The sequence below is a fragment of the Blautia pseudococcoides genome (assembly GCF_001689125.2).
Taxonomy (GTDB): domain Bacteria; phylum Bacillota; class Clostridia; order Lachnospirales; family Lachnospiraceae; genus Blautia; species Blautia pseudococcoides.
This window is the reverse complement of sequence record NZ_CP015405.2, coordinates 3,327,675-3,346,006: the sequence shown is the minus strand read 5'-3', so window position 1 is coordinate 3,346,006 and position 18,332 is coordinate 3,327,675. Positions and strand designations below refer to the sequence as shown.

Genomic DNA, 18,332 nt, shown 5'->3' with positions numbered 1-18,332 from the left:
AAATGCCGTTTGATTTTCATGATCTTGACAGAATAAAGAACCTGGCAGAGGAACTGCGGGAGCTCAGGTACAGAGATCTTTGGGATATTCCCTCCTTTTTGTTCTGGGAGGAAGGTGACAGCGCGTCCGGGGAGGACCCCATGGAGGTTGGCGTGGGATTTTCCTTTCGCGGCTGGGACAAGTATTACTGGCTGAGCACTGAGATAGAAATACCCGTGGAGCTTTGGGGCACAGAGGTGCTGGGCCTCTTTGACTTCGGAGCTTTGGCGGGAACCGGGAATAACGGGAACTTTGAAAGTCTGCTCTATGTAAATGATGTACCTTATCAGGCAGTAGACGGAAATCACAGGGAAGTATTTTTGGACCCGGAAGTATGCGGACAGAAGCTAAGTCTTAAATTCAGGCTTTGGACAGGACTAAGCGGGGGTGGCATTCCAAAGGACAATGTGATGGAGATACGCCGGGCGCAGATGGGCGTGCTGGATAAAGGGGCAGATGATCTATACTATCTAACCACAGCGGCTCTGGAGACATATGAGACTCTGGGAGCAGATAACGAGTACCGGGAGTGGATCCTGAATGTACTGGTAAAGGCTTTCTGCCTTGTGGATTTTACCGAACCGGGAAGCGGAGCATTCTACAAAAGTGTGGCGGAGGCCGCGGGGTATCTGGATGGATGTCTGGATGGCCGGGGAAAACCGGATGTCTGTGTGACAATGACAGGACATACCCATATTGACGTGGCCTGGCTGTGGCGTCTGTGCCATACCAGAGAGAAGGCTGCGCGCTCCTTTTCCACGGTGAACCGGCTGATGGAGAAATACGGGGATTATCATTTCCTTCAGTCCCAGCCCCAGCTCTATGAATTTATCAAAGAGGACTACCCGGACATTTATGAGAATATCAAAAAGCGTGTAGCCCAGGGCAGATGGGAGCCTTCCGGGGCCATGTGGGTTGAGTGTGACTGTAATATCGCCTCGGGAGAATCTATCATCCGTCAGATTCTGGTGGGGAAGAATTTTTTCCGTAAAGAATTCGGCTATGAGAGTGAGTTCCTTTGGCTGCCGGATGTGTTCGGGTATTCCTGGGCCCTTCCCCAGATTTTAAAGAAGTCCGGTGTGGATACATTTATGACTACGAAAATAAGCTGGAATGACACCAACCGTCTGCCTTACGATACCTTTATCTGGAAGGGCATTGACGGGACGGGAGTGACCGCCCACTTTGTGACTACTTCAGATCCAGGTGAGGATTACTATACATATAACGGCAATTCCGGCCCCAGGGCAGTGAAAAGTGTCTGGGATAATTATAAGAACAAAGATTTGAACCGGGAACTGCTGATCTCCTACGGCTATGGAGACGGAGGAGGCGGGCCAAACCGGGATATGCTCCGCCAGTTGGAGATGGCCGAAAAAATGCCGGGAATCCCCCATGTAAAAAAACGATCGGTGACGGAATATTTCCGTAATCTTAACAAGACAATAGAAGAGAACCCCATGGACGGTTATCTTCCCGTATGGGACGGGGAACTTTATCTGGAATTCCATCGGGGGACGTATACCTCTCAGGCGTATAACAAACGGATGAACCGCAGAATGGAATATGCACTCAGGGATGTGGAGATACAGTCGGTTTTAGCCAGGATATTTGGAAAGGTTCCATATGACGCCAAGAGGATTCTGCGTGCCTGGAAGATTGTGCTGTGCCAGCAGTTTCATGACATTCTGCCGGGGTCTTCCATAAAGGAGGTCTATGAGGACAGCCATGCAGAATATGAAAAAGCCGCTGCCCTTTTGAGGGAAGCAGACCGGGCCGCCAGCGCTGTGCTTGTGCGGGAATGTTCGGGGGCACATTTGTTTTCGGTATTTAACAACAGCAATTGGCTGAGGACTTCTGTTGTCCTGATACCCAGGGAGGAAGCAGAGTCTCTGTGCGCGCATCACGCGGGAACGGGTAATTTCTACCGGATGCAGAATGGGGCTTATAGGTCAAAGGTTCCTCTTCCCTGTGTTTGGAAAGAGGAGGGTGCGTATATCCTGGTAAAGGATATGGAACCTTTCTCCTACACAGAGATTGAATGGCAGCCGGAGGTGATTTCCTGTGGGCAGCCGGAGGAGATGACTGTGAAAGCCGGGGAGATCAGGACTCCTTTCTATGAGATCAGCTGGAATGAAAAGGGACAGCTTTCCAGAATCTATGACAGAGAGGCAAAAAGAGAGGTCCTGCCCCGTGGCGCCTGTGCCAATGTACTCCAGATTTTTGAGGACAAACCCCGCTGTTTTGATGCCTGGGAACTGGAACCCGGTATTGACAGAAAGATGGAAGAGATCACGGAGTGCACCAATATCCGCATTGGGAAACATGCCCTGGGCACGGAGGTGTCCTTCAGCTGGAAATACCATAAGAGCAGGATCCGTCAGACCATGTGTCTCTATAATGAAAAGAGGCGGATAGATTTTTGTACGGACGTAGACTGGCAGGAACGGCAGAAGCTGATGAAAGCCGCATTTCCGGTGGACATCCGGGCTGTGGACGCCAGATTTGATATCCAGAACGGAAATATCCGGCGTCCCATCACAAGAAATACAAGCTGGGAGGCAGCCAAGTTTGAGGTGGCAGCCCACAAATGGGTGGATATCTGGGAGACCGGGTACGGGGCAGCGCTTCTCAATGACTGCAAATACGGCTGTGACCTGAAAGAAAATACTATGCGGCTGACCCTTTTAAAATCAGCTACAGACCCTGACTACAGCGCAGACCTGGGCAGCCATACATTCACCTATTCTTTGCTGCCCCACGCGGAGGAATGGTACAATGCGGCAATAGAGCAGGAGGCATTCGACCTGAATACACCTCTCAAAGCCAAGGCAGGCGCCGCGGCTGTGCATGGGAGCATATTAACATTTGACAGGGATAACCTGGTGACAGATGCGCTGAAACAGGCGGAAAACGGGGAGGAGATCGTACTCAGATTCCATGAATTTCAGGGAAGACGGGGAGAAGTAAAGATAGGTACAGGATTTCACGTTGAGGAATGGTGTGAGTGTGATCTGATGGAAGAACCGGAAAGCCCCTTCATTTCATCCGGGATTCAGGTGTTCCTGGATCCATATGAGATAAAGACCCTGCTTCTGCGTGTGAAGGACGGTCAGAAAATGGAAAGCGGGGATTTGGCCACATGAGATTTATTCTGAAATGTCCGCAGACAAGTGGGACTGAAACTTTGGATATTCCGGTCTGCACGGAAGTGATACCGGATCACGCGGATGCCGGACGGCTGGCGGAACAGTTTAACCGGATGGGAAAACAGAGAGGGGAATGTTTTAGGATCCCTCTGGATGGAATCCCTTTGGAGCAGCAAAGAGAAGCAGCGCGCCTGATCGTGCGCTCTGTCTTTCAGGGGGCATATTGCTTCCGGAAAGAAGGACTAAAAGACCTTAAGGGAAAAGACATATTCGGGATGCGGGAGAGCCTGGCAGATTTTGGGGACACGGTATTTTATATAGAAAGCCATGCGGCGGAGGATGAGGGGCTGGAACGTGCTGTGCGGTACGGGGAACTGGAAGGGAGATGTATAGCCCATGCCAGAAGTCTCGGCAATCTTCCGGCCAATTACCTGGGGACAGAGGGATTATCTGCTTACATCAGGAACCTGGGCGCGGATTTAGGCGTAGAGTGCAGGATACTGGGCAGGGAAGAGTTAAAAGCCCAAGGGTTCGGCGGTATCCTGGCAGTGAACCAGGGCAGCGTGCAGGAACCCAAACTGGCAGTGCTCACCGCAGAGCGGGGGGTGGGGCGGCCTTTGACTGCTTTAGTGGGAAAGGGGATTCTCTTTGACAGCGGCGGCTATCACTTAAAGTCTATTGGAGCAATGGAAGGAATGAAATTCGATATGTGCGGCGCGGCTAACATTTTGGAGGCTTTTGAGATTCTTGTCAGGGAGGGGACGTACGAAAACCTTTTGGTCGTTCTGCCCCTGGCGGAGAATGCCATTGGCCCGGAGGCGTGCCGAATGGGAGATGTGATCACCATGGGAAACGGATGCACAGTGGAAATCTATAACACGGATGCAGAGGGAAGGCTTATCCTGGCCGATGCCCTGGTTTATGCCCAGCAGCAGGGGGCAGATAGGATTCTGGACCTGGCTACGCTTACATATTCCTGTCAGGCGGCACTTGGTGATAAAATGACAGGGATGTTCTCAAACGATGATTTTGCAAGCAGCGGATTCACATGTGCTGCACGTAAGGCCGGGGAACGGGTGTGGAGACTGCCTATGGACAGCCATTACCGGGAACTGCTTTCCTGGAGCAATACCGCAGATTTGGCAAATTATGCGCCCGGTAAAGGAGCCGGGGCCAGTGTGGCCGCCTGTTTTCTGGAGGATTTTATTCAGAAAGGGGTTAAATGGATACATCTGGATGCAGTGGGGCCAAGTGTGATGCGGGAAAGGGACGATCGGATGGCAGAGGGGGCTACAGGGGCCAATATTGCCTCCATTGTTACATTTTTGGAGAAGGGGAACTGGGATGATAGATTATAAGTTTGACGGCAGGATTTCAAAGGAAGTCCTGGAAAATTATCTGTCGCGGGCAGTGACCGCGGCAGGGCTTTTTGAGAGCAAAACCCTCTCGGATGACCTGCGTGTGATACGGGAGCTGGGAGTGAAGTTCCTGGGGCGGGCTTCAGGGATCTGGTATATGATGGAAGATGACAGGGAGCATTTTGCCAGGTCAGAGGAACTGGCAGAAAGGGTACATGAGGTTGACCCGGATATCATTCTGCAGGCCTGTATTTTTGAGTGGGTGACACAGAAGATAGAGACTGTGAGGATACCGGAGTTTGTGTTCCGTGACTTTGGGATGGAGCCGGAGGACAGGTGCTTTTGTCTGGCAGATACCCTGTTTCCGGGGGAACCTGGGGGATTCGTAAGCCACAGAGAGGAACCGGAAAAGAATGGGGGAATCCCTGATCTGAACAGAAAGGAAGCCAGGATGTGGTTTTATTACCGGGCAGCGCGCTATATCGACTGCGGCTATGAAGCGCTGCATATGGGACAGGTGCATCTTTATACGGCAGATGACCGGGGGATGGTAAAGACGCAGGATCTTTTTGAGATGATACGCAGGTATGCGTCCGTTCATGGCAGGAGACATAAGGTGCTGCTGGATGCCCACACACATGGAGTGAACCGGCGGGGAACGCTGTTGTTTGACTATCATGCCATGCCTTTTACCCGGGTTCCGCTTATGGAACGGGAGGGTACAGACCTGGTACTGGTCCGTGAGGGATACAGTGAGGGCGGATTAAATCCAAATGGCTGGTCAGCGCAGGCCATGCCCTATCTTATGGAATACGACAACTGGGGAGGCCTTGTGGTGGATGACCCGGCAAAATACTCCAGAGAGGAACTGGCCTTAAAAGACTGGTGGGGATATGATCAGATCGCCTGGTTCGCGCATCAGGACTTTGCAAAGCGGAACCATTTTCTGGAATATACATACCGGTGGCTGGAAGTGAATAATGTGAACGGCTTTTTTGAGATCCCTTTCCGCCGTATGCTGGGCGATGCCCCTGTAACCATGGAGTTGGGGGACAAAGGAGCCAAAGATACACAGACATTTTATCAGATAAACAGAAAGAGTCCGTCCTGTCCCATGGGTTTTGGACAGGAGGAGACAGTAAAGCGGCTGTGGCAGGAGGGGCACCGTCTGAGACAGCAGGCCGCCAATCCTGAGCTTCAGATCGCGTACGGCGCCAGGGAGGTCTATGATCCGGAGACAGGGATCAAGCTTCCGGAAAAAGTGGTGGTTTACGGGAGCTTCCAGCCTTATGTGGGGGCGGTGAGAAACGATTCCAACAGTGAAGTTACGCGGATGTATTATATAGGAAACAACACATACACCCTGACTGTAGTGATCCCTTATGCAGGAACCTATGATTTTGCGGTTTCCACCTATGGGACACTGTCAGCTACTTACTGCGGAGACGGGTATCCCAGAAGCGGAAGTTCCAATAAGGGAAGGTTCACAGTGGAAAAAGACAATGCTGCCGTGCGTTTCCGCTTTGATTTCACCGACTGCGCGGTGCAGGTGGAGATCTTCTGAGTGGAAGGGAAGAGGAGGAGGACAGATGCATCAGTATAAATTTTGCCTGGCGGATTCCCTGGATAAGATTTTCCCGGGAAAGCCGCCGAAAAAACGGGATCATCCCCTTTGTGCGGGAAGTTTTGCCGGGGAGCGGACGGCATTTCAGATTGCTTACACTGTGGATCATGACGAATCCCATATGCTGGAGGAAGATCTGCATTTTGAGATTGACGGCCATCCGGGGATTTCCTTTCATATATTTCGGGCAGGGCTTGTGCCCAGTGCTTACCCTTGCAGCGGTTTATCTGATAACGATTATCTGACCAGGGAACCGGGCATGTTCCCCGATGTGCTGGAGCCTCTGCCTGACGGGACCGCGCGTGCAGTGCCGGGACAGTGGAGGGCGCTTTGGATCCAGGTATGTGTCGGACAGGATATGAAGCCGGGTGATTATCCTATAGAAGTCTCTGTCCGTGTGAAAAACGGGGAGGTTTTGTGGAAAAAGGCGGCTGCCTTCAAAGTGCATGGTGGAAAACTGCCGGTTCAGAGGCTGCTGCATACGGAGTGGCTTCATGCGGATTGTCTGGCGGATCACTATAGGGTACCTGTTTTTTCCGAACAGCATTGGGAAATCCTGAGAAAGTTTATCACCCTGGCAGCAGAGAGCGGAATAAATATGGTTTTGACACCACTATTTACACCACCCATGGATACGGCTGTGGGTGGAGAGCGGACAACCGTCCAACTGATAGAGGTAGAGCGGACAAAAGAAGGATGGAGGTTTGGATTCTCCGGGCTGGGAAGATGGATCTCCCTGTGCAGGGAGTGTGGTATGGCCTGGTTTGAGATGGCACCACTGTTCACCCAGTGGGGCGCCCGGTCCGCTCCCAAGATCATAGCGCTGGAGAATGGAAGGCAGCGGCAGGTATTCGGGTGGGATACCCGTGCCGATGGAGAGGAATACCAGTCTTTCCTGCTGGAGTTTCTGCCGCAGCTAAAGGTGTATTTGCAGGAGAAAGGTGTGCTGGAGCATACCTGGTTTCATGTATCCGACGAGCCTGGAATGAACCATATAGACAGTTACCGCAGCGCGGTTCTGTGTATGCGCCGGGGACTGGGTGACTGCAGAATTCTGGATGCTCTGAGTGACTTTGAATTTTACCGTCTTGGTCTGGCAGAATGTCCGGTGGTTGCCTCTGACCATCTGGAGCCGTTCCTGGAGGCGGGGGTTGCGGATCTGTGGACGTATTACTGCTGTGTTCAGGGGGTGGATGTGAGCAATCGCTTTTTTGCCATGCCTTCCCGCAGAAACCGCATTTTAGGTGTGCAGCTCTATCTGTACCGGATGCAGGGATTTCTTCAGTGGGGATATAATTTTTACAACACCAGGTTTTCCCTGCGGCATATTGACCCTTTTGCCGTGACAGACAGTGGAGAGAGTTTCCCTTCAGGGGATGCCTTCCTTGTCTATCCGGGGCCGGAGGGACAGCCGTTTTCTTCGATCAGGCTGGAGGTTTTAAGAGATGCCATGGAGGATCTGCGGGCACTTGAGGCGCTGGAACAGTACACGTCCCGGGAATATGTGGAAGAGCTTGTCCGTGAAACGGCCGGCATGGACCTTACGTTCAAAGAATATCCAAGGGAGCATGATTTTTTATTCCGGCTGAGAAAAAGGGTCAATGGTGAGATTTCGTTCATGGCAAGGAAAGCCACTGATCTCCATCTACTTGAAGCGCTGTATCAGGAATACGGACTATAATACCATCCATTCATAACAGTTCAAAATATCTACAGGCGAATGCCTATCATTCGCCTGTCTTAAAAAATCAATCTCAAAATCCCATAATATATATGACATGGAACCCAAATAATCCCTGCTGTTCTATCTGCTTACAGTAATAGTTATGTAAACTTGATCAGTTATAGCGCCTGCATCCTGCATTCCTTTTCAAACACACCCTAGAATTTCTCCAGTTGACACTAATTTTTCCACTCCCCTGTCTAGAATTCGTACAGAAAACCTACAATTTCTCAACTATAATTTCCCCCCTTATCCATGTATAGTAAATATATACAAAACAGAACGCCAAAATCCCATGCCGGCAGGGATTTTGACGGGATGAGAGGGAGGTATTCAATTGAAACAGAAGAAGAAAAAAGAAAAGATAAGCTTCTTCACCCGTGTCAAAACCAACAAAGAACTATTGCTGTTAAGCCTTCCGGGAACCGTGTGGTTTTTCCTGTTTGCTTATTTACCACTGTTTGGTATCCTGGTAGCCTTTAAGAAATTCCGTCTGACCGGAAGCAACTTTTTTACTAGTCTTTTATCCAGTGAGTTCGTAGGCTTCGACAACTTTAAGTTCCTGTTCTCCAGCGGTGACGCATGGATCATTTTGAGAAACACGGTTTTATACAATGCTGCATTCATCATCCTTGGTGTTGTGCTCCCTGTTATTGTGGCATTAATGTTAAATGAACTCCGCAACAAGGGCATGGCTAAAATCTATCAAAGCTCCATGTTTCTGCCCTACTTCCTATCCTGGGTAGTTGTCAGCTACTGTGTCTTCGCATTCTTAAACCCGGAAAATGGTTACTTTAACTCCGTACTTGAACATTTTGGCGTAGATGGGATCTCCTGGTATACGGAGAAATCCATGTGGCCATTCATCATTATTTTCATGAGCCAATGGAAAGGTATCGGTTACAATACGGTGGTATATCTGGCTTCCATCTGCGGCATCAACAAGACATATTATGAGGCAGCCGTTCTCGACGGCGCAAGCAAATGGCAGCAGATAAAATACATTACGCTGCCGCTTTTAAAACCGGTCATCACCATTCTGCTGATCATGGCAGTAGGCGGAATCTTCAAGTCAGATTTCGGCCTGTTCTATCAGCTGCCACAGAATTCCGGTCCTCTGTATCCGGTCACCAATGTACTTGATACCTATATCTTCCGTGCACTGAAGACAAACGGCGAGTTGGGAATGAGTTCCGCGGCAGCCCTGTTCCAGTCAACCGTTGGATTTGTATTGATCATGATCGCCAACAAACTGGTATCCAAGGTTGACAGCGAAAACGCACTATTCTAGGAAGGAGGTAAGGAGAATGTCTTCAAGAAGAGAAGAACGAAAAAAAGCCAAAATGATAGAAAAGATGGAGGCTGAGGTTTGCGAATATAACAAAGTCAAAAAGCCTGCCAACGTAGTGCTGAATTTGATACTGGCAGTCATGTCACTGGTAAGTATCCTGCCCTTTATCTTTGTCATCATCATTTCACTGACAGATGAGCAGACCCTGGCAATGAACGGTTACCAGTTCATACCGGAAAAACTCAGCCTTTATGCTTATCATTATATTATAAGCGCCGGAGAAAATATCCTGCGCAGCTACGGTGTCACCATTCTGGTCACAGTGGCGGGAACTATCGTGGGCCTGTTCCTTACCGGAACCTATGCCTATGCGCTGTCCAGAAAAACATACGCATTTAAAAAGTTTTTCACTACAGTTATCACCATACCCATGCTGTTTTCCGGCGGTATGGTTGCCAATTACCTGATCGTGACCAAGGTGCTGATGCTGAAAGATTCCATATGGGCGCTGATCCTGCCCCTGTGCCTGAATACGTTCAATGTTATCGTGCTCAGAACTTTCTTTAAGACCACCATACCGGATTCCGTGGTGGAATCGGCCAAGATTGACGGAGCTTCCGAGTGGAGACTGTTTTTCAAGATCGTCATTCCCATGGCCATGCCCGGTCTGGCCACAATCGGTCTTTTCCTTACATTGGGCTACTGGAATGACTGGTTTAATGCTATGATGTATATAGACAGCCAGGACCTGATCCCCCTTCAATACCTGCTGATCAAGATTGAAAGTTCCATTGACTGGCTGGCCAGCAATAAAGCCATGATGGGTATCAATGGACTGCAGATAGCAAAAAATATGCCGAAAGAAACCATAAAGATGGCGATCGTAGTTATCTCTACCCTGCCGATCATCTTTGCCTATCCCTTCTTTCAGAGGTATTTCGTAAATGGCCTGACCATCGGCGCAGTGAAAGAGTAATTGACAAAAAGTAAAAGATTTGAGGAGGAAAATAGAATGAAATATAGAACGGTAAAACGTGCCCTGGCAATCTCTCTGGCAGCCGTCATGACAGCGGGAATGCTGTCCGGCTGCGGCAAGAAAGCAGAGACAAACGAAAAGGGAGAGGAAGTTGTAGAACTTGTCTGGTACCAGGTTGGTGATGCGCAGAAAGACGCGCCAAAGGTTCTGGAAAAGGTAAATGAATACACAGAAGAAAAAATCGGTGTAAAGATCAAAGTAAACAATGTTGCATGGGGCGACTATAACCAAAAAATGCAGGTTGTAATCAACACAGGCGATGATTGGGATATGTGCTTTACCTGTTCCTGGGCCAATGATTATCTGCAGAATGCGCAGAAAGGTGCCTTTCTGGAGTTGGATGACCTTCTGAAAGAAGAAGGAAAAGAGATGTATGACGCCGTTGACCAGCGTTTCTGGGAAGCCGCGAAAGTAGGCGGCGTAACATACGGTGTACCCAGTGAAAAAGAGATCGGCAACTGTCCTATGTGGGTATTCACAAAAGAATATGTGGACAAATATAACATTCCTTATGAAGAGATCCAGACTCTGGAGGATTTGGAGCCATGGCTGAAATTGATAAAAGAAAATGAGCCGGAAGTAGTTCCTTTCTATTTGACCAAGGATTACTCAGCGCCTACTTACATGGATAAGATCCAGGACCCCGTAGGTATTGAATACGGGGATGATACACTGACTGTGAAAAATGTATTTGAGACAGACCGGATGAAATCCACCCTGAAAACCATGAGAAAATATTATGAGGCAGGGTATATCAATAAAGACGCAGCAACAGCAACGGATGACAAATCAATCAAACGTTTTGTGACAAAAGGCGACGGACAGCCATATGCAGAACTGCTTTGGGGCAAAGATCTGGGATATGAGGTGGTTTCCACTCCCATTATGGATACCCAGGTTACAAACGCGTCTGCCCGCGGTGCTCTGACAGCTATCAATAAAAACTCCGCACATCCGGAAAAGGCTATGGAATTCTTAAATCTGGTCAATACAGATGAATATCTGAGAAACCTTTTGAATTATGGTATTGAGGGCGTTCATTGGACCAAGGCAGAGCCTACAGAAGAGGAAAAGGCTGCAGCAGAAGGCAAAGATTTCATATACGATACAAAAGTGAAACTGGAGCCCGGTGCAAACAAAGACTATGCGGTACCATACTGGGTGCAGGGCGGATTGTTCAACACCTATGTGCTGGAGAATGAGCCTCTTGACAAATGGAATACCTTCAAGGAATTCAATGATGCCTCCCAGGAAGCCCCGTCCTTTGGGTTCGATTTTAATCTGGAGCCGGTGAGCACACAGGTGGCAGGCTTCAGAAACGTACTGGATGAGTTCGGAAAATCCCTGTATACAGGAAGTGTAGACCCTGACGAATACCTGCCTAAGCTGCAGGAAAAACTGGAGGCAACAGGGATCCGGGAAGTTATTGACGAGATGCAGAAACAGATCGACGAGTGGAAAACTACAAAATAAAAGACATTCATATCCCCGCAGCACCTGGATAAGATAGAGAGAGCTGTCAGGTGCACGGGAATCGGAAAGGGACAGTATAGAGCAATGAAAAGATCCAAAATTAACGCAGCTTTAAAAGAAATGGAAGCCATGATTCAGAAACATTGTTTTGCCCTTCCTCCATTCTGCGGTTTTACGCCAAAAGACTGGGAGCAGAAAGGTCATGCATATGATGAGATCCGTGACAACATGCTGGGATGGGACATTACGGACTATGGACTGGGTAAATTTGACCAAGTCGGATTTTCTCTGATCACGCTGCGGAACGGCAACCTGAAGAATGATATGTATACAAAAACTTATGCGGAAAAGCTTCTCTACATCAAAGAGGGGCAGACAGCGCCCATGCATTTCCATTGGGATAAGATGGAGGATATTATCAACAGGGGCGGAGGCAATGTGCTGATCCGTGTCTACAACTCCACCGAAGACGGGCAGTTCGCTGACACGGACGTGACGGTAAACTGTGACGGAAGAGCGTTTACAGTTCCGGCGGGAACTCAGGTGAAGCTGCAGCCGGGTGAGAGTATTACCATCTATCCCTACATGTATCATGACTTTGCGCTGGAGCCGGGAACAGGCCCTGTACTTTTAGGGGAGGTTTCCATGTGCAATGATGATGAAAATGACAACCGGTTCTATGAACCAATCGGAAGATTCCCTGAGATTGAGGAGGACGAACCACCCTACCGTCTGCTCTGCACAGAATATCCCAAAGCAGATGATTGATCCCCGGATAGAATAAAGGAAGAAAATAAAGCGCCCGCTTACATTGAGCAGGGCGCTTATTTATAAGGAGCTGATTATGGAAATACGAAGTTTAAATACACAAGGACAAAGGCAGGCATTATACAGGACTGCCGGAACAATACCGGAGCAGTATGATAATTCTCTCCAGACAGGAAGGCAGGACTGTACGGTCTGGCGGATGAGGGAGCTGGGCAGTGCAGCTTGGCAGGAAGCCGTGGTGCCGGGTACCGTTTACACGGATTTGCTTAGAAACGGCCGGATGGAGGACCCGTTCTGGAAGGACAATGAGGACAAGATCTGTGCCCTCATGGAAAAAGATTATGAGTACCAATGCCGGTTCACATTACTTCCGGGTATGCTTAAAAACCACAGGGTTGTCCTTCATTTTGACGGCCTGGATACCCTGGCAGACATTTATGTAAACCAAATACACGCAGGAAAAGCCTATAATATGCATCGAATCTGGGAATTTGACGTGAAGGACCTCCTGCATGAAGGGGACAATGAAATACAAGTCATCTTTCATTCTCCTCTGAAATACATAGCCGAAGCCTACAAAAAATACGGAAATATGGGAAATGACGATACATACGAAGGGTTTATGCACCTGAGAAAAGCCCACTATATGTTTGGCTGGGACTGGGGAGCACATCTTCCGGATGCAGGGATCTTCCGCCCGGTTTCTCTTCTGGGCATTCAGGAAGCCAGAATTGACAACGTGTATATACAGCAGAGCCATGGGGAGGACCGGGTCAGCCTTGCTTTCCGGGTGGAAGTCCGGGAATCTGTGAGATCCCTTCCGGACGCCTTTACATACACTGTCCGCATTAAGGAACCGGAGGGCAGAACCTGGATCCTGGAGGATCCCTCCGGGGAACTGACCATTGAAAGCCCTAAGCTGTGGTGGGTCAACAACCTGGGCAGCCAGCCTCTCTATGACATCTGTGTTACACTCTGTTATCAAGGGGCTATACTGGATACTTGGGAGCAGAAGATTGGCCTGCGGCAGGTCACTATGCGCCGGGAGAAGGACCAGTGGGGGGAGAGCTTTGCCCATGAATTAAACGGAAGATCCATATTTGCCATGGGTGCAGACTATATCCCGGAAGACCACCTTTTGGGCAGGACCGGCAGGGAGAAGACGAGAAAACTGCTGGAAGCCTGCCGGGAGGCCAATTTTAATGTGATCCGTGTCTGGGGAGGAGGCTGTTATCCGGAGGACTGGTTCTATGAGTTGTGTGACGAGATGGGATTTCTGGTCTGGCAGGACTTTATGTTCGCCTGTTCCGTCTATGAACTGACGCCGGAATTTGAGGAAAATATCCGCCGGGAGTTTGCGGACAATATAAAGAGAATCCGGCACCATGCCTCCCTTGGCCTGTGGTGCGGCAATAATGAGATGGAAATGTTTGTGGATGAGGGATGCTGGGTCACAAAGCCGTCAGAGGTGAGGGATTACCTGTTCATGTATGAGCGTATCCTCCCCGAAGTCTTGTCAAAATACGACCCGCAGACCTTTTACTGGCCTGCCAGCCCCTCCTCAGGCGGTTCCTTTGATAAGCCCAATGACCCTGACAGAGGAGATGTACACGATTGGAAAGTATGGCACGGCAATCGTCCCTTTTCTGAGTACAGAAAGCATTTTTTCCGCTATGCCTCAGAATTCGGATTTCAGGCATTTCCCTTTAAAAAGACACTGGAGCAGATCACTGATGACCCGGAGGACTTTAACATTTTCTCCTATGTCATGGAAAAACACCAGAGGAATTACGGGGCTAACGGAAAAATCATGAATTATCTGCAGCAGACCTACCGGTACCCAACAGAATTTACCACCCTTTTATACGCATCCCAGCTTCTCCAGGCAGATGCCATCCGCTATGGGGTGGAGCATTTCCGCAGGAACCGGGGTAGATGTATGGGCGCTGTATACTGGCAGTTAAATGACTGCTGGCCTGTGGTATCCTGGTCCTCCATTGACTACGGCGGCAGATGGAAAGCACTTCATTATTATGCGAAACGCTTTTTTGCCCCGGTGATGATCTCCTGTAAGGAGGAGGGCTGGATGACCCAGGAGGCCAACATGAACCGGCAACATTTTGCATTTGAAAAATCCATCCGCCTCAATGTGGCCAACGAAACCTTAGAGGATAGAAAAATCAAAGTCTGCTGGCAGCTCCGTAACCAAAAAGCAGAGATTCTGCGCCTGGAGGAACAAGAGATAACAGTACCCGCCCTCTCGGCTGTGTGGCTGGAGAAGACAGAGCTTCCCCATGTGGATGTATTTACCCAGTACGTCAGCTTCCAGGCCATAGAAGTAAAAGATGGGGAAGAGAAGGCACATGTTTTATCAGAGGGGACGGTCATTTTTTCCTACCCGAAGTATTTCCGCTATGAAGACCCCTGCCTGACTTGGGAAAAAGAGGGAAATAAGATCAGGGTCACAGCGTCATCCTATGCAAAAAGTGTAGAGATCCTAAATGAAGAGGAAGACCTTGTCCTTTCTGACAATTATTTTGACTTGAACGGGGATACAAAAGAGGTGGAGATCATCTCCGGAAATGCTGATACACTCAGGCTGCGAAGCGTTTACGACATCAAATAAAGCAATATGGCTGCAGGGCGCGGAGGGAAGAGTTTATAAGCCTTTTAGAAAAAGTTCAGCCCGTCTTTATTTATGGATATGCCGGTTTATGTTATAGTAGAAGGAGCGGGCAGACAGGGGGATGGTCTGCCTATAAAGGAGGACGGTAAATGACAAATGAACAATATTATGATCTGATTGTTCCCTATCAGGATGCGCTCAACCTACTAAAGGCCAGGCTGGATGTGCTGAACCATTCCATGTATGGCAGTGCATCCCATCCTATTCACAATATTCAGTCCAGAATCAAGCAGAAACTAAGTATTGAGGATAAACTGGAGCGGATGGAACTGAGCCCCAGCTTTACAAATGCCAAGGAAAATCTTCAGGATATTGCGGGAGCCAGGGTTATCTGCTATTTTGAGCGAGATGTGGAACTGCTTGCCGAGCAGTTGAAAAAGCAGAACGATCTTATATTGATCAAAGAAAAGGACTACATTGCCAATCCGAAAAAGAACGGCTACCGGAGCTATCACATGGTTCTGGGCATTCAGGTCTGCACTATTGACAGCACGGAATACTATCCGGTGGAAGTGCAGATCAGGACCATTGGCATGGATTTCTGGGCCAGCATGGAGCACCGGGTGTGCTATAAGCAGGAACGTGATGACAAAGAGGAGATTCAGAAAGAACTTCTCAGATACGCGAAAATTTTAGAAGAAATTGAGGAAGGTTTTGAGCAGTACAATGACAGGCGCTGACTGACTGGAAATATTGACTGCGTAAGAAATACCCACGATTGCTCTGTTGAGGCAAATCTGCATATCTGCGGATTTGCCTTTCTTTTTTAATAATTTTTTCCCGCACATATTTTTATCATAACATTCTCATACTATCTGAAAGCGTAATTGTTCAGTAAAGGCCCGGTGTTCCATTCAGTTTGGTTTCTGGCCGGATGGAACACCGGATCTGCTGGATGGTTACAAGCAGCTTCTATGATCACGAAGCAGGAAAAAAGGATGGTGAAAGTTATGGCAACTGCAGCGGAGCAGGAAAAACAGAAAAAAGCCAAAGAATATGAAAAATATGTAAAGCAGGTGACGCCCACCCACAGCCTGTTTAAAAACATGTGCCGCGCTTTTCTGAGCGGCGGTGCAATCTGCGTACTGGGTCAGGGGATCATGAATTTCTGTATGAGCCAGGGATTGGATAAAGAGATCAGCGGCGGCTGGACTTCTTTGATCCTGGTACTTTTAAGTGTACTTTGTACCGGTTTCAATATTTATCCTAAAATTGCAAAGTGGGCCGGCGCCGGAACCCTGGTGCCTATTACTGGGTTTGCCAATTCAGTGGCAGCCCCGGCCATTGAGTATCAGAAAGAAGGCCAGGTGTTTGGGATCGGCTGTAAAATTTTTGTTATTGCGGGTCCGGTTATCCTTTATGGTATTCTGACTTCAGCCGTATTGGGAGCAGTCTATTATGGCCTTAAATTATGGGGGATCGTGGGATGACAGATGTGAGAAAACAGACAATCGGTAAACAGAGTATTCAGTTTGAACATGCGGTTCATATTTTAAGCGGAGCCTCCATTGTAGGAAAAAAGGAGGGGGACGGCCCTCTGGGAAAATATTTTGATGTGATAGGCGGGGAGGACGGCATGTTCGGATGTCAGTCCTGGGAGGAGGCGGAAAGCGTCCTTCAGAAGGAAGCCGTCACAATGGCGATTGGGAAGGCAGAACTGGAGAAATGGCAGATCCGCACGATTTATGTGGGCGACCTTCTGGCACAGACCATTGCCTCATCTTTTGGTATCATAGAGTTTGACACGCCGGTGTACGGGCTGTATGGAGCCTGCGCCACTATGGGCGAGGCACTTTCCCTGTCCTCCATGGCTGTGGCGGCAGGATACGGTGACTATGTGGTGGCAGTCACCTCCAGCCATTTCGGCAGCGCGGAGAAAGAATTCCGCTTTCCTCTCGGATACGGAAACCAGCGTCCCCTGTCCGCCACCTGGACGGTAACGGGAAGCGGAGCCTGTGTCTTGGGAACAAAAGGGGGAAAGGCCCGGATCACCGGCATTACCACAGGAAAGATCATTGATTTCGGCCTCAAGGATTCCCTGAATATGGGAGCCTGTATGGCTCCGGCTGCCTGTGATACCATTTACCAAAACATGATGGACTTTAACCGTATGCCCGAGGATTACGACAGGATCATCACTGGGGACCTGGGTGAAGTGGGGCAGCGTATTCTCTTTGACATGCTGAAGGTAAAAGGCTTTGACATTGAAAAGCAGCATATGGACTGCGGCATAGAAATCTATGACAAGGAGTCCCAGGACACACATGCGGGCGGAAGCGGCTGCGGCTGTTCTGCCGTAACCTTTGCGTCTTATATTCTCCCAAAGATTGAGAAGGGAGAATGGAAACGTGTTCTATTTGTCCCCACAGGAGCGCTTTTGTCCAAAGTCAGTTACAATGAGGGAAAAAGTGTGCCCGGAATCGCCCAGGCTGTTGTGGTGGAGCATTGTTAAAGCAGGATAACAGGAGGCAGTAAATATGGATTATATCAATGCATTTTGGGTTGGAGGGCTGATCTGTGCCCTGGTTCAGATACTTTTAGACAAGACAAAGCTGCTGCCGGGCCGCGTTATGGTACTTCTGGTATGCACAGGAGCTGTTCTTGGGTCAGTGGGGATCTATGACAAGCTCATGGATTTTGCCGGCGCAGGAGCCAGCGTTCCCCTTCTTGGATTTGGAAATCTTCTCTGGAAAGGCGTAAAAAAGGCCATCGGAGAGCAGGGATTCATCGGAATCTTCATGGGAGGCTTTACCTCCAGCGCTGTGGGAATCTCGGCAGCCCTCATATTCGCATACCTGGCCAGCCTTATTTTTAAGCCAAAGATGAAAAACTAGTTCTATACAATTAAGGGATTTAATAGTATAATGAAGAATAACGGCGAGCCCGGGAAGCGAGCCGTTATTCGATACGGCTTGACCTAGGTCAAGGCGGTACATTAAAGAATGGCGAGCCCGGGAAGCGAGCCGTTATTCGATACGGCTTGACCTAGGTCAAGGCGGTACATTAAAGAATGGCGAGCCCGGGAAGCGAGCCGTTATTCGATACGGCTTGACCTAGGTCAAGGCGGTACATTAAAGAATGGCGAGCCCGGGAAGCGAGCCGTTATTCGATACGGCTTGACCTAGGTCAAGGCGGTACATTAAAGAAGCGGCGAGCCGGGGAAGCGAGCCGTTATTCGATTAAAA

The 18,332-nt window shown here is 49.2% G+C and carries 13 protein-coding genes; all 13 read left to right on the top strand.

Translation table 11 applies throughout. From position 1 onward, the window contains the following. Nucleotides 1-2 precede the first annotated feature (2 nt). Nucleotides 3-3,185, top strand: a complete 3,183-nt coding sequence (locus A4V09_RS15985) for an alpha-mannosidase (protein ID WP_065543217.1) — start codon at nt 3-5, stop codon at nt 3,183-3,185. Then, the gene (locus A4V09_RS15980) at nt 3,182-4,546 is read left to right on the top strand and encodes a M17 family metallopeptidase (RefSeq protein ID WP_065543216.1); all 1,365 of its coding nucleotides are present in this window, start codon (nt 3,182-3,184) and stop codon (nt 4,544-4,546) included. Before A4V09_RS15985 ends, A4V09_RS15980 begins: the two co-directional genes overlap by 4 nt. Next, nucleotides 4,533-6,110: an early set domain-containing protein gene (locus A4V09_RS15975; RefSeq protein WP_065543215.1), complete on the top strand. Its 1,578-nt coding sequence runs from the start codon at nt 4,533-4,535 to the stop codon at nt 6,108-6,110. Before A4V09_RS15980 ends, A4V09_RS15975 begins: the two co-directional genes overlap by 14 nt. A 25-nt stretch (nt 6,111-6,135) precedes the next feature. Next, entirely contained in the window at nt 6,136-7,851 is a 1,716-nt protein-coding gene (locus A4V09_RS15970) for a DUF4091 domain-containing protein (RefSeq protein ID WP_084043627.1), read from the top strand. Between the two features lie 379 nt (nt 7,852-8,230). Beyond that, nucleotides 8,231-9,184, top strand: a complete 954-nt coding sequence (locus A4V09_RS15965) for an ABC transporter permease (RefSeq protein ID WP_065543214.1) — start codon at nt 8,231-8,233, stop codon at nt 9,182-9,184. A 16-nt stretch (nt 9,185-9,200) separates the two neighbouring features. Beyond that, nucleotides 9,201-10,160, top strand: a complete 960-nt coding sequence (locus A4V09_RS15960; protein ID WP_065543213.1) for a carbohydrate ABC transporter permease — start codon at nt 9,201-9,203, stop codon at nt 10,158-10,160. Between the two features lie 36 nt (nt 10,161-10,196). Continuing rightward, nucleotides 10,197-11,693, top strand: a complete 1,497-nt coding sequence (locus A4V09_RS15955) for an ABC transporter substrate-binding protein (RefSeq protein WP_065543212.1) — start codon at nt 10,197-10,199, stop codon at nt 11,691-11,693. An 84-nt stretch (nt 11,694-11,777) separates the two neighbouring features. Continuing rightward, the gene (locus A4V09_RS15950) at nt 11,778-12,461 is read left to right on the top strand and encodes a D-lyxose/D-mannose family sugar isomerase (RefSeq protein ID WP_065543211.1); all 684 of its coding nucleotides are present in this window, start codon (nt 11,778-11,780) and stop codon (nt 12,459-12,461) included. A 199-nt stretch (nt 12,462-12,660) separates the two neighbouring features. Then, nucleotides 12,661-15,087 carry a beta-mannosidase gene (locus A4V09_RS15945; RefSeq protein ID WP_065544819.1) on the top strand — a complete coding sequence of 809 codons (2,427 nt, stop codon included), beginning with the start codon at nt 12,661-12,663 and terminating at the stop codon, nt 15,085-15,087. 149 nt (nt 15,088-15,236) lie between these two features. After that, nucleotides 15,237-15,827 (top strand): GTP pyrophosphokinase, encoded by a 591-nt coding sequence (locus tag A4V09_RS15940; RefSeq protein WP_065543210.1) that lies wholly within the window; start codon nt 15,237-15,239, stop codon nt 15,825-15,827. Nucleotides 15,828-16,085: 258 nt separating this feature from the next. Continuing rightward, nucleotides 16,086-16,577, top strand: a complete 492-nt coding sequence (locus A4V09_RS15935; RefSeq protein WP_084043626.1) for a SpoVA/SpoVAEb family sporulation membrane protein — start codon at nt 16,086-16,088, stop codon at nt 16,575-16,577. Beyond that, nucleotides 16,574-17,599 carry a stage V sporulation protein AD gene (locus A4V09_RS15930; protein WP_065543209.1) on the top strand — a complete coding sequence of 342 codons (1,026 nt, stop codon included), beginning with the start codon at nt 16,574-16,576 and terminating at the stop codon, nt 17,597-17,599. Before A4V09_RS15935 ends, A4V09_RS15930 begins: the two co-directional genes overlap by 4 nt. Before the next feature lie 25 nt (nt 17,600-17,624). Next, nucleotides 17,625-17,981: a stage V sporulation protein AE gene (spoVAE, locus tag A4V09_RS15925; protein WP_065543208.1), complete on the top strand. Its 357-nt coding sequence runs from the start codon at nt 17,625-17,627 to the stop codon at nt 17,979-17,981. The last annotated feature ends 351 nt before the right edge of the window (nt 17,982-18,332 follow it).